This is a genomic window from Eudoraea algarum (genome assembly GCF_050589645.1).
Classification (GTDB): domain Bacteria; phylum Bacteroidota; class Bacteroidia; order Flavobacteriales; family Flavobacteriaceae; genus JBNGOQ01.
The window spans coordinates 567,033-579,496 of the sequence record NZ_JBNGOQ010000002.1 but is presented as its reverse complement, the minus strand read 5'-3'; the positions used below and the strand labels follow the sequence as shown (position 1 = coordinate 579,496).

The following is a 12,464-nucleotide window of genomic DNA, read 5'->3' as shown; positions in this document are numbered from 1 at the left end:
AATTAGGCTAACTTTAGCAGGGCAATTCTAGAAGGGTACCAAAAATGGATTTTGAGATTAAGATCGATCTATATCTTATAGCGACCATTGCTTCCCTGAGTATCGGGATGTTTTTCATCTTTTACTTTGTGGGGACCAAACGGATGGGCCGAAGAACAGAACGGATCTTGCTCTACATATTGACGCTCTTTATCCTCTTTATCCTGTACAATTACCTGGTGCATTCCAGGTTGATCTATCACGTCCCCTGGTTTTTTATGTTTGGCAGGCATCTGGACGTGTTGATCTATCTGCTTCTCTTTCTGTATTTCCGTTCCTTTGGAAATAGGGGGGAGGTACCCCTTGCAAAAGTGCATTGGGCCTTGTTGGGAGGGTTGCTATTCCTGCTGCTGATCAAAAACCCTGGATACCTTTTGATGTCTTCCTTAGAGCAACAGCAACTACTAGACCTGTTTTATAGCGATACCCGACCCGGACCCGTATCTATTTGGAGAAGCCCCACTTTTTTTCTGCTAAAGTTCGCCCTTCCCGTGGCACTGCTTTCGCTTTCCGGAATACAATTGTTCCGTGCTGTTCTGCCAAAACTGCAGCACAAGGCCATTAGAGACCTATTGCTCTTCAGTTACATCAGTTTGGTGCTCTTTGTCATTTTCCAAAACTGGATCTTTAAGCAGTTGTACCTGATATTTGCCTGTTCCTTTATAGAGTGGCCCATAGAACTTTTGGTCATGTCCTTTATTTTGATCGTGCTGATGTTCTATGCCTTAAAATTGAAGGATTCCAATATCAATTCCTCTAAATACGAAGGTTCTTCGTTATCCAAGGACAGCATGCTTCACTATGTGGAAAGACTGCGCACGTTTATGGAGCAGGACCGGGCCTATATGGATCCTGAACTTACTTTGACCATCGTGGCGCAAAAGCTCCATATAAATACCGCTTATTTGTCCCAGGCCATCAATGCGCAGTTAAACCTACGCTTTAACGACTTTCTAAACACGTATCGCATCGAGGAGGCCAAAAAGCTATTGGCGAATCCGGAGTATGACAAATATACCATCGATACCTTGGCCAAAAAGGTAGGCTTTAAATCGCTCTCGCCTTTTTATCGGGCCTTTCGCAAACATACCGGTGTTTCTCCCAATACCTTTAAGCGTAACCTATCCCACTAAGCGATTAAAAACTCCTCTCCATTTATAAATTGGTAGAAACCTAGGGGTTCAACATTTTTGGCTTGTCCCGTATTTTGGGATATTCGGACTTTAACCCTAGTTATATGCGAAATCTGTTATCACAAAATGTCAAGCGACTACTACGTATCCCCGTCCTATTGCTAATCGGTCTTTTAATCAGTTGTCAGAGCGATGCCCAGCTCCCCGTGGAACTGCCCGTAGCGCACGATGTAAGATATTATACTTCGCTGGTCTTTCGGGAAACACCCTACGCACAACAAAAGGGACTGGTAAAACTAAGTGCCGTACAAGCAAAAAAAAGGGGCCATTACCGGATTACGCGCGATAGCAAAGCGCACATTGTGGAAATCGCCTTTATGCAAGGGGAGCACTATAAAACCCCCAACCATACGACCGGCTATTATCAATTCCCCGCTCCGGTGGTACGTACCAAATACGAGGGCAACACCGAGATCAAAAGTTTCTACAACCATCTGAATACCCAGATCAGCGTTCGGGGGCAGGTATATCTGGAAGTTTACGAGCTGGACTCCCTGGGGAACCGTAAACATTTGTATTTTTTGGACAAGAACGGCAGTGAAATAGAAAACGAATGGGGGGTAGCAGCCTATCATTGGCAACTACAGGACGATGGTTCCGTAATTGAAAAACGCGAGGACCTTCAAGGGAAACCCCAACCTTTGCGCCCCTACTTCCTGTTTTACACCACGCGGCTGCATTATGATCCCCAAGGATACATCTCCCTAATGCAAAATGTGGATGCGGACGGAAATCTTGTGGAAAACAGCACCGGAGTGGCCCAGGACAAACTAGAGTTCGACCATCAAGGCCGATGGCTGGGGTGGAAGGTACTGGACAAGGAAGGCCGGTTGACCGAGGGGAACGGTCCCAATGTGGCCAAGGGCATCAACACCCCGGACGAGTTCGGGTATGAAACGGCCATTAGATATGAGGACAGGCACGGGAATCCCAAAAGGAACGATCATGGCTTCTGGGGTTCGCGAAGGTTTTATGATGACTTCGGGAACCTATCACGCTCTTACTTTACCGATAGCATTGGGAATCCCGCTCCCAATGTGGTTTCTGGATATACCTATGCCATCTATACCTGGGATACCAAAGGAATGAAACGGGTATCTACGCAGTTGTTGGGTACCGATAAGTTACCTATCGACCACAAAACCAGGGGGTACAGCAGCATAACCTACACTTACGATGACAGGGGCCTATTGTCCCAAGTATCCTTTTTGGACAGGCAGGGTAAGCCCATCAACCGTTTGGACAATGGGGTAGCCTATATAAAGTACAGTTATGATACAGGGGGAGTACGCACTTCAAGAAAGGAATTCAATACGAATCACAAGGAACTAAAACCATAACAGATGCATTTCGCAATAAAAAAGATTATCGGGAAACAGAACGGGCTTAACATATGCTTGGCCACTATGCTTTTAATGCTAGGGTGTGCCGAGCAGCCGGAGCCTTGGTTTACCGAGGCCGACAGAAGGGAAATAGAACGTTCGGCCAAGGAATTGCCCCTGGTACTTGCCCAGGAAGGCTGGGCGCCTTACGAGGCACATTTTGCAAAACATTATAAAAACTGGCCCATGATGCGTGATGCCACTCGCTCGCGCGAGGAGTTTCTATCGCTGGTAAAGACTTGGTACGAGGCTGGTAACCGGGCCACGGCAAGTGAAACGGAGACCATAGACTTTATACCCATAGCCAAGGATATGGTCCTATACTTACGGTCGCAAAAGGAGGCTTTCAACGACCCCAAGGATTCCACCATCACGGTGGTTAGGGATATGCGCAATGTGTCTATCCACATCAAGGAGGATGGTAGGTGGAAAAGCCTTTTTACCGCCTTTATGGATATCCCGGAAAAAGAGTAAGGCCTAGGATATCAGGAAGCAGCAGCACGACTAAGTCGTGATTTTAAAAGTGTAAGTTCCCCAAGCAGGGCCGTTTCCCGTATTAGGTGTTCCTTGCCCAAGGCCTTGGCAACCCGCGCAAACTCTAGGTTCAGCGTATCAATTTCGGTTTCCCGTCCTTTTTGAATGTCCTGCAGGGTAGAAATGAACTGTCCGTCCGACTTCTCACTGATCTGCAATATCCGCGCCTCCAACTGTTGCTGTTGGAGTACGATACCGTGCTCCTTGGCTACCGCGATGCACTCTACAATGACCCTTTTGGCCAGGTCCATCACCTGGGGCTCCCTGTGAAAAACCCCATTATCTATGTGGAGTAGGGGACATATGGAATTAAAGACACTGTTGGCGATAGCTTTCTCCCAAATGATTTCTTGAATATGCGATTCTGCCCTAAACTGAAAATGGGGACTGTGCAAGAGGGACACCACGGTTTCCAATTGGTTGTCTTCGGAAGCAATGGTACCTATAGGAGAGACCGCTACGGGTTTGTAACTGATTACCCCGGTATCGTTCACCTGACTGGTCATAAAGAGCACCGCTCGATAGATTTTGGGAAAATGCCTTTCCCGAAAAGGCCTTTCAATACCTAGGCCATTTTGCAAGAGGGCAATAGGGGAGTCCCCTACCTTGTCCTTAAGGAGGTGTGCCAATCGTTCGTTTCCGTAGGATTTGTTGGTGAGCAGCACCAGTCCGTCCAAGCGGGAAAACTGGCTAAGCGTACTTATTTCAACCGTTTCTTGGAGCATGCTGCCATCATACAGCAGTACTTTTATGGTTTCTTGGGAAGGAGGGCCGTCTGCCACACTACCACGAAGAATCACCACTTCCCGGCCTTCCTTTTTCAGGGCCACCGCCAAGACCTTGCCCACGGCGCCCGCTCCGATAATGAAGATGCGTTTCATGCTATGAAGGTAAGGCACTGGAAAGAAGCTATAAAACGAATTAAGGAATATTTAAGAGCGCGCCAGGTTCGCTAGAACAGCTCAAAGACATAGCCCAATAACCAATAGAGAATGATGAAGACAACTATAGTACCGATGCAGCCGCAACGCCCGCCGCCAATCTTTTTGGCGCCCACTGCTGCGATAATGGCCCTAATCAGGTTTTTCATAATATTTGGTATTGTTTAAAATTACAAAGAAAAGCGGACTACATGCCCAAATGGGCCAAAATTTCATAGACCAAAAAAGCCGGCCATACCAAAGCCTTGAGAATACCTAGGACCCCGGCCCAAAACCCGGTGGCCATTTGAACGTAATAGACCGCCGCTCCGATAAAGCCCAGACCGTAAATAATACTAGTCCCTTGGTGCTTAATAATTGTCCTGGTAGTTGTCATAGCTTAGGTGTTTGGGCCCAAAATTCGGAATTTATGACTAGGTTGGGGATGATATTTATCAGGTATGGGCCATTCCCTGATTTTTTTTCGTAACTTGTTGTAGGCTTGGTGTTTGAGGGACAGCAACGCGGGCTTTAACCTAAATGTAGTTGACTATGAGAACAGAAATAGCACTAATTGTATGTAGCTTACTTCTATGGACCTGTGGAAGTTCGGAGAAAACAACGGCCCGATATTTTCAGGACACCAAGGCCCTGGATGAATTGGTGGCCCAGCAGGCTTTTAAGATCAGCGCCGATTGGGCGCAACCTATGGCGACCAACAGTCTAAATCAATTGGCGAATGCAGGACTGCTGCCGCCTGGCAGCACCATTAACCGTATCAATCTGGTGGGGGAGGCCAACTATCTAAAAGTGGAAGGTGATACCGTATCGGCCTATTTGCCCTATTTCGGGGAACGACAGATGAGTGGTGGGTACAATGCGGACCAGGGCATTACCTTTAAGGGCGTACCCAAGAACTTTGAAATTACCAAGAACGAAAAGAAACAGCGCTATGTGATGCGCTTTCAGATCAACAACAAGACGGAGACCTACCAGGTAAACGCGGAACTCTTTCCGAATCTGAGCAGTACCATAAGCGTCAACAGTTCGCAACGCTTCGTTATCCGTTATGATGGGCAGGTAAGCGGCCTTCCGGAGTAGGAGGGGGACATCCCGCATAACGGGCTACATTTACTGTAACACTATGGGTAAAGGTTTATCTTTTAATAGATCAACCTTAAAACCCTTAACGATGCAACGTCGCCCAACACCTTCTGTCTCCCCCTTTTTTAGGTCATTGTTATCCCATGGCCTGATACTTTTTCTATTTCCTCTTGCTGTTTTTGCACAGGAGGGAAAACCCCATTTTTCCTATTCCGATTTGCGAAACTACAACGAGGCCCTGGCATCGATTCGAAGCGGGACGGAGGCCGAACTGGCCTTTACGGTCTATTTCGAAAAGGCATCGCCAGGTTTCAAGGCCTGGATAGACCGCTATAACCTAAATCCAAAGAAATTTGCCGAACGCGTAAACAAAAGGCCCAAGTTTTTTGAATCGCTCCAAAACATGGAAGAGCGCCTAAAGGCCTTGGAAACGGAAATTGCCCAGGGCTATGAAGCCGTCCTGCAAATCTATCCAGACCCATTTGCACAGGCCTTACCGACCTATTATTTCATTACGGACCTGGGCGGTGGCGGTTCGGCGGAGCCTTTGGGCGTTATTATGGGCGTAGACTATTTTGGACTTACGGCCGAGAACGATCTTGGGGAGTTTCCCGAGGGCATAGCGCCCAAGGGGCGTATACCTTTTGCCGATTTTGGGAACATCTCCCATGTAGCGGTACATGAGCTGGTACATTGGTTGCAGCAATCGCTCCAAGGAAAGATTGGATACGAACGTATCTACCAAGATTCCGCAGAAAGTACGGCAATGGCCTACGCCATACGGGAAGGCGGTGCCGAAATGATCGTTAGGCTGGCCACAGGGCTGGAGGATACAGAACGCAACACCTTTGGACGTGCGCACGAACGGGAGCTATGGGAGGCTTTTAAACCCCATTTGCTCATGCATGTGGACGATGCCAAGGGCTGGTTTTCTGGCCGGTTCAAGGATGGCCGTGAATGGCCTTTTCAGATTGGCTACTATATGGGGTTGGAGATGACGCAATATTACTACGATCAGGCCGAGGACAAGGACGCCGCACTACTGGAAATCTTTAGCGCCAACAAACCGGAGCACTTCATCAAATTTGTGCAACGATATGCCCAGAAGTTTTCTAACTGACACCTGGGGACCAAAAAACTATAGACCGGCATAAGCATTGGCCTGGAAGGGGCTTGCACGCCGATCACCTGTGACCAAAGGTCTAAACCGATGAAAGCCTTAAAAAACTCGTTGTACAGCCTTCGTAACTCACTGTAAACAAGAGGATAATGGCTATCTTGTGAGACAGAACCTTTATGAAATGAAAGCATCGACCTTAAGGACCTATTTGCTGTGTCTTTTTGTTTTCGGCGGACTACAGCTGTCCGCACAAGAAAGCAAATCCAAATCACCTTCCAAGACGTCCGAGGAAATACAGGTGGAAAAAAGGACGCTTATGGAGCGTTTTGAACCAAAAATGGTGGTCTCGGTGGAACAGCGTATCCAAATGAAAAAAGACCGAAAGGCCGAAATGGCTCGCGCCCTGGAAATGTTGGATACGATGGACATCAAAGCGCGAAAGCGCCAGCGCCTGCTCAAGGACCTGCACAAAAATTCCTTTACTTCCAAGCTATACCGTGCCATGGTAGAGGCGCAATATTCCGATCAGGACGAATAAACAATTGCCCCTAGAAAAATATTTCCTATATCCGGGCAACCAATGCCGGTTTTGTGGCGTCTAATAAATAAAGGCCCTTGTTTATTCATCATCAACACAAACGTCAACACTCATGAAAAAACTGATGCTAACACTTACCGTCCTGCTGCTGGCGGCACATTTCTCCCTTGCCCAAAGCAGGCAAATTCTACAGCTTGATTCCTTCGAAAACGTAGACCTGGATGGCAACATCCGCCTATTCCTGGAGCGGGGAACGACCCCTGTAGTGGAACTGGAGGCCAAAAAGGAACGCCATTTGGCCGAATACTATGTGGAGGTGCGTAATGGCACGCTCTACATACAACATAGGGAAGAAGAGGGTTTCCGTTCCGCGCCCAAGATCCATGTATACCTTAGCCATCCCGGTATCAGTGGCCTAGAGATGGACGGACTGATCCATGTGGTCTCCACAGCTCCCGTGGAGAGCGAAACGCTGCGCATCAAAGGGGACGGATTGATCAAGGGCGACCTGGAGGTGAACGTAAAGACCTTGAAGATCGGTCTGGACGGACTCTGTACTATGTACCTCTCGGGACATGCGGACGAAGCGGATCTACAGCTGAACGGCATGGGCAAGATCGATGCCAGGGAGCTCGAAACGGCTGAACTTCGGAAGTCGGCCGATGGGCTGGCGCGGGTCCGGGTAGGAGGACGATAAAAAATATTTTTTGATTTTCACTGAGTTTTAGCAGGTGCCGCCGTGTTGGTGGCACAACAGAAGGGCAAAAGGCCACCGTTTTGGTGGCCTTTTCAGAACATACACTAAAGCACGATCGCACTAAAACTCGATCTCAAAGAAGAGGCTACTACTTTCGTTTTCGTCCGAAACGTCCTCGCCCTTCACTATTTCTGCATTTTCGTTTTCTACCTTTAGGTTGATTTTCCAATAGCCCGTCATGGTCAGGGACAGTTTACCCGTATACATTTTGGCCGATGCATCGTAGGTAAGATCTTCATTGTTGGGCGAACCGTGGTTGCCCATGCCCGGCATACGCGGATCGATCATGACCTTAAAGTTATCCACTTCGGAAAAGGTCATCATGTTTTCCATTTTAAAGAGCACGGCCGAAAAGTCGTTTATGGCCACCTTTGGTTTTAAGGGCATCATTGCCAAGACATACCGACTGTCATCGGCACCCATAAAGACATTGACGGTTTTATTCCCATCGATCGGGGCTTTGACGGCTATGCGTTCGGCCACATTATAGGTCTGCCCGTTAAAGGAATACTCTAACTCCAGTTCCCAATATTCATCGGCATTTCCCGGCATTTGGAATACCGCAAAGCCTTTGTAGACCGAGGCGTCATTGGTCTTGGTGACGGCCGACTTTGGACATGAGTGCATCATTTCGGTCATGTGCATCATAGGGGTCCAGGAAACGATTGCATTGGAGATATAGCTGTCCGTGCCCTCGTCCTTGAAACGCAGGAACAGCTCGTTATAGCCCACGCTAAACTGCGACTGTTCGGAATACACCTCTATGCTGTGGTTGTTGGCGGTAAAGCTGGTCAAGAGTGTAAAATCCGCCAGGGGGTTTTCATCGACAATGATAGGGTCATCGGAATCACTGTTACACGAAATAAAACTTAGGGATATGATCAATGTTGCAAGTAGAAATTTAATGGTTTTCATTGTTATGGATTTTTCTGTTTTTATTGATTTAATTGATGGCATACGAAACGGTCATGTAAAAATTGCGGCCCATGCGGGGAATGTTGTTCCAATCCGAGTAGGTGGAGTAGAACTCGTCAAAAATGTTCTCTACCCCGGCCTTTACATGGACATTGTCATCATTGATGGAAAAGGCCTTGCCCAGGGACAGTGAAAACACCGTATAGGCTCCGGTGCGGTCCTCGCCAAATTCCGGGTTAAAATTCACCTGATCGGCCGCACCCCGCATCGTTAACGAACCCGAGAAATCTCCTTGGGTATACTGCAGCATGGCATTGTAGGCCAGGGGACTGATAAAGGGCAGGTTGCGACTATCCTGGTCCGTGCCCCGATGATAGGAGACCAGCCCGGTACAACTCAGTTCCGGGGTAATCTTGTATTCGGCATCCAGGGCGATGTTGTACAGCTTGGCATGGTCCAAATTGGTGTAGATCTTTACCCCATCGGCACCTATGGTCATGACGCCCAAATCTGGATTTACCTCCCCGATGATGAAATCCATCGTATGGAAGTAATTGCCCTCCAAGCCCAATTGGAGTTTTTTGAGCGGTAGGGAGATCTTGGCATTGGCTTCGATCGCTTTTTCATTCTTTAGATCGGGATCGCCTATATAATCGTGGTTGTCAAAGCTATTGAAGAGGTAAAACCCGAAACCTTCGGACACCGATGGCGCACGGTCCCCATAGGAGAGTCCGCCATTGAAGCTCAGCTGCTTGAATTTCTTCCGATAGTGGGCCGAAACACTTTTGAGCAAGCGCGTCTGGTACTGGGTCACTTCCGGATAAAAAATCCGAAGGCTGTTCAGTCCAAACTCGTCCGCCACATTAAAGTTTTGTACGGCCACGCGGGTGGTAAGCTCCAGGGAGCTCTTTTTTAGTTCGATGACGTCCTCGGCAAAAAAGCCGGCATTCAGGGTACGAACATCGGGCCAGGTAAGCATAAACATCTCCGGTTGATTGGGATTGTTCGGAAACATGGTCATTTCGGCCAGGGAACGATTATAAAAACCGTCCATTTTTACCAAAAAGCTGTGCTTATCCCATTTTAACCGTGCCTGTGAGTAAAATCCGTAGGTATCGCTCCATCCCGGCATATCCATCCGAATGGCCACGTCTGGGCGTTGGCTATCGTCCATGATATGGGTGATGGAATTGGCGTATAGCTTGGTTTCCCAAGTTTCAAAATCCCCTATAAAGTCATCCTGCACCCAGCTTAGCGAACCGATAAAGGCACGGGCCAGGGAAACATCCATGGGCAGGGCAGGATACCCCACGTCCCGGGCTTCATCGAAGATAAAACTGGCCAACAGCTTTTGGTCGTCGGACACCTTATACCCCGCGTTAACGGACAGGTTGTATTTCTCAAATTGGGAGAAGGCGATCTCTTCGCCACCACCGGCCACATAGTTTTCGGCCTTGCGGTAAATGATATCGGTATCGGCATAAAAGCGCTCGTCCGAATAGTTGAGTTCCCCACCAAGGATCTGTGCTTCGTTGTTGGTCTCGCCGCCGGTTTCCACGATGCCGGACCAGCCTTCGGGCCTAAAATTGCTCTTCTCCAGACGCAGGTCTATGGCACCCCCAATGGTGGCACCGTGTTCCGTGCCCTGTTGGCCGCTGACCACGTGTACGGCGGACAGGTTGGAAACGTCCACATAGGAGGTTATGGGATCCATGCGATCCGTACAGGCACCAAAAATACGCATCCCGTCAATAGTGACGGCCAGGCGTTCGGTAGTCATATCGTTCAGCACCGGCTCCCAGGCATAGGCGCCCCGCTTGATCGTTTTCACCTTTTTGGAGGACTCCAGGTAGGCGTCCAAAGTAGACAGCGGTTTATGTTGCGATTTGTGTTCCAACATCCTTTTATAGGAGGAGATCAAAATAATCTCTTCCAGGCTGATGGGTAGGATGGAGTCGGTTATGGGGTCGACCTTAAGTTCTTGCCCATGTCCCTGGGATAGGGCTAGCAGTGCAAAAACCAAGGTCATCTTTTTTAGGCCCGTCCCACCAGGGGACCCAGGCCGAAATTCGGTTTTCATGATTTGTTGTATTAGACCAATTCAATAAGTAAAGGGTACACGCCTAGGTTGGAGGGTATGACCATCCAAGGAAACAGCAGGTACAAAAAGATCGAATTAGCCCAATTCCGGCGGTTCGGAAATGTCGGAGGTAAGGAGGGTGGAGAGGAAGCGGGGAGGGGTGTTGAAATTGGTTTTACGATCCAGCGCAGGCACGATTTGTAAATGAAGATCGCAGAGCGATTGGAAAAAGACGGGATGTTGCATTTGGGTCCGTAGCGGATTTTCCCCAAAGGGGTCTTGTTCGCTTTGTTGGGATGCCAGTTGCTTGGAGAGGTAACATTTACCATCGCACTGCAATTGGGGCCTGTCCTTGTTCTCACAGAGCACGTTTACGATGTAATCGTAGTTCATGGCGTATTCCACAATGGGCCAGAGCGGTCTGATCAACATGGAGAATGCAACGAAAAGAACTACATAGCTTTTCATAGGGACAAAAGTAGGAGGGGGTGTTAGCAAATAACATGACAAATGTCAGCATAAACGACAAAAAAGTCTTTTTTATGGGTTAGGGGAGGAGAGTCGCGGTTTGGTGGGATGTTGGGGCCTTTGCCCATAAAATAATATCTTTGGAAGGATGGCGATATTGCTGGACGTTGACCATTTATAAAAAACAACCCTCTGAACACTAATTCACAAAGGCCATGCATAGATTTCTTATTCTTTTGATGCTACAATTCCTTGTGCTTCCTGTTTTTTCCCAAACGGATGGAAGCCTGATCGACAAGGTGGAATTAAAAACTTTTGAGGCCTTGGTCGACTACATCAAAGCGACCGAAGCAAGGGACAGTGTGGAGCTGGACCCGAGTCGTTTTGACTATTTCGAAAAGGCCCAGGTGTATGGCATTACCTATTGGAGTGATAGTTTACGGGTCAAGGGGTTTTTGTTGCAGCCCAAAAAGCCCGGAAAGTACCCTGCGATCATCTACAATCGGGGCGGAAGCCTTGAATTTGGCTCCCTCACGCACCCTATAGCATCCATTGGCTTGGGGGAGCTGTCCAGATTTGCGCATAGGGGATACGTTATCGCCGCGAGCCAATATCGGGGAAATGGAGGAGGCGAAGGGCAGGAAGAGTATGGTGGCAGGGATATCAACGATGTGCTGAACCTTATTCCCTTATTGGCGTCCCAACCAAAGGCGGACACCTCAAAATTGGGCATGTTTGGCTGGAGCCGGGGAAGCATGACATCGTTCTTAACCCTAAAAAGAACCGATAAAATAAAAGCTATGGCCATAGGAGGTCCTTCAACGGATATCTCCAGAAGTGCTGTTGACGATCCGTTGTTGGATGAATGGTGGGCCGAGTTTATCCCCAATTATAATGTGAACAAGAAGGAAGTCTTAAAAAAAAGATCGGCGATCTATTGGGTACATGAACTGCCCAAGACGGTGCCCATTCTTATTTTACAAGGTGAGAATGACACAGCGATATACACGGACTATACCTTGGATTTTGCAAAAGAGCTCAGTAAACATAAGGTACCGTATAGACTTGTGAAGTATGTGGGCGGTACGCATTCGCTCAAGGAGTTCCGGGATGCCTACTTTGGGGAACTGTTTGCCTGGTTTGAAAACTACTTGAAGTAATGGATCAACATGGAGAACGCAACGAAAGCACGGATACCAAGGTGATGGTCCCCATGGACAGCACGTATGACAGGAAACATCCACTATAGGTTTAACGAGACCGGACATAGCGACTGTCACCGGCTTTGGGCAGGAGTGCATCATTTCGGTCATGTGCCTATTCGGGTAACCTAACCGTGATACTTTTATTAATCAAAAGTTAAACTATTCTTTTATAATAGTAATAATATTATTTTTAGAGCCAAGACTATCAA

14 protein-coding genes are annotated in these 12,464 nt (G+C 48.1%); 8 read left to right on the top strand and 6 right to left on the bottom strand.

What is annotated here, in order from left to right; genetic code table 11:
* The first annotated feature begins 44 nt into the window (after positions 1-44).
* The 3 genes from ACRD67_RS09005 to ACRD67_RS08995 all read left to right on the top strand — a co-directional run bounded on the left by ACRD67_RS09005 (position 45) and on the right by ACRD67_RS08995 (position 3,088).
* The gene (locus tag ACRD67_RS09005; RefSeq protein WP_430966801.1) at positions 45-1,172 is read left to right on the top strand and encodes a helix-turn-helix domain-containing protein; all 1,128 of its coding nucleotides are present in this window, start codon (positions 45-47) and stop codon (positions 1,170-1,172) included.
* A gap of 104 nt (positions 1,173-1,276) precedes the next feature.
* Positions 1,277-2,572, top strand: coding sequence for a hypothetical protein (locus tag ACRD67_RS09000; RefSeq protein WP_430966800.1), 1,296 nt, complete (start codon positions 1,277-1,279; stop codon positions 2,570-2,572).
* A 3-nt stretch (positions 2,573-2,575) separates the two neighbouring features.
* Entirely contained in the window at positions 2,576-3,088 is a 513-nt protein-coding gene (locus tag ACRD67_RS08995) for a hypothetical protein (protein WP_430966799.1), read from the top strand.
* Positions 3,089-3,099: 11 nt separating this feature from the next.
* On the opposite strand, the gene ACRD67_RS08990 is transcribed toward ACRD67_RS08995, so the two are convergent.
* The 3 genes from ACRD67_RS08990 to ACRD67_RS08980 all read right to left on the bottom strand — a co-directional run bounded on the left by ACRD67_RS08990 (position 3,100) and on the right by ACRD67_RS08980 (position 4,465).
* A complete protein-coding gene (locus ACRD67_RS08990) occupies positions 3,100-4,029 on the bottom strand; it encodes a ketopantoate reductase family protein (RefSeq protein ID WP_430966798.1) in 930 nt (309 codons plus the stop codon).
* 71 nt (positions 4,030-4,100) lie between these two features.
* Positions 4,101-4,238: a hypothetical protein gene (locus tag ACRD67_RS08985; protein ID WP_430966797.1), complete on the bottom strand. Its 138-nt coding sequence runs from the start codon at positions 4,236-4,238 to the stop codon at positions 4,101-4,103.
* Between the two features lie 38 nt (positions 4,239-4,276).
* The gene (locus tag ACRD67_RS08980) at positions 4,277-4,465 is read right to left on the bottom strand and encodes a hypothetical protein (RefSeq protein WP_430966796.1); all 189 of its coding nucleotides are present in this window, start codon (positions 4,463-4,465) and stop codon (positions 4,277-4,279) included.
* Positions 4,466-4,620: 155 nt separating this feature from the next.
* Here ACRD67_RS08980 and ACRD67_RS08975 point away from each other — a divergent pair, with 155 nt between their 5' ends.
* The 4 genes from ACRD67_RS08975 (at position 4,621) to ACRD67_RS08960 (ending at position 7,527) form a co-directional block, all read left to right on the top strand.
* Positions 4,621-5,169: a DUF4251 domain-containing protein gene (locus ACRD67_RS08975; protein ID WP_430966795.1), complete on the top strand. Its 549-nt coding sequence runs from the start codon at positions 4,621-4,623 to the stop codon at positions 5,167-5,169.
* Positions 5,170-5,260: 91 nt separating this feature from the next.
* On the top strand, positions 5,261-6,292 hold the full coding sequence (locus tag ACRD67_RS08970) for a hypothetical protein (protein ID WP_430966794.1): 1,032 nt from the start codon (positions 5,261-5,263) through the stop codon (positions 6,290-6,292).
* A gap of 181 nt (positions 6,293-6,473) precedes the next feature.
* Entirely contained in the window at positions 6,474-6,830 is a 357-nt protein-coding gene (locus ACRD67_RS08965) for a hypothetical protein (protein WP_430966793.1), read from the top strand.
* Between the two features lie 112 nt (positions 6,831-6,942).
* Entirely contained in the window at positions 6,943-7,527 is a 585-nt protein-coding gene (locus ACRD67_RS08960; protein WP_430966792.1) for a GIN domain-containing protein, read from the top strand.
* 120 nt (positions 7,528-7,647) lie between these two features.
* On the opposite strand, the gene ACRD67_RS08955 is transcribed toward ACRD67_RS08960, so the two are convergent.
* The 3 genes from ACRD67_RS08955 to ACRD67_RS08945 all read right to left on the bottom strand — a co-directional run bounded on the left by ACRD67_RS08955 (position 7,648) and on the right by ACRD67_RS08945 (position 11,050).
* Positions 7,648-8,502 (bottom strand): hypothetical protein, encoded by an 855-nt coding sequence (locus tag ACRD67_RS08955; RefSeq protein WP_430966791.1) that lies wholly within the window; start codon positions 8,500-8,502, stop codon positions 7,648-7,650.
* Between the two features lie 28 nt (positions 8,503-8,530).
* The gene (locus ACRD67_RS08950) at positions 8,531-10,582 is read right to left on the bottom strand and encodes a TonB-dependent receptor (RefSeq protein ID WP_430966790.1); all 2,052 of its coding nucleotides are present in this window, start codon (positions 10,580-10,582) and stop codon (positions 8,531-8,533) included.
* Positions 10,583-10,678: 96 nt separating this feature from the next.
* Positions 10,679-11,050 (bottom strand): hypothetical protein, encoded by a 372-nt coding sequence (locus tag ACRD67_RS08945; protein WP_430966789.1) that lies wholly within the window; start codon positions 11,048-11,050, stop codon positions 10,679-10,681.
* 215 nt (positions 11,051-11,265) lie between these two features.
* Between ACRD67_RS08945 and ACRD67_RS08940 the strand changes: the two genes are divergently transcribed.
* Positions 11,266-12,210: an alpha/beta hydrolase family protein gene (locus ACRD67_RS08940; protein ID WP_430966788.1), complete on the top strand. Its 945-nt coding sequence runs from the start codon at positions 11,266-11,268 to the stop codon at positions 12,208-12,210.
* The last annotated feature ends 254 nt before the right edge of the window (positions 12,211-12,464 follow it).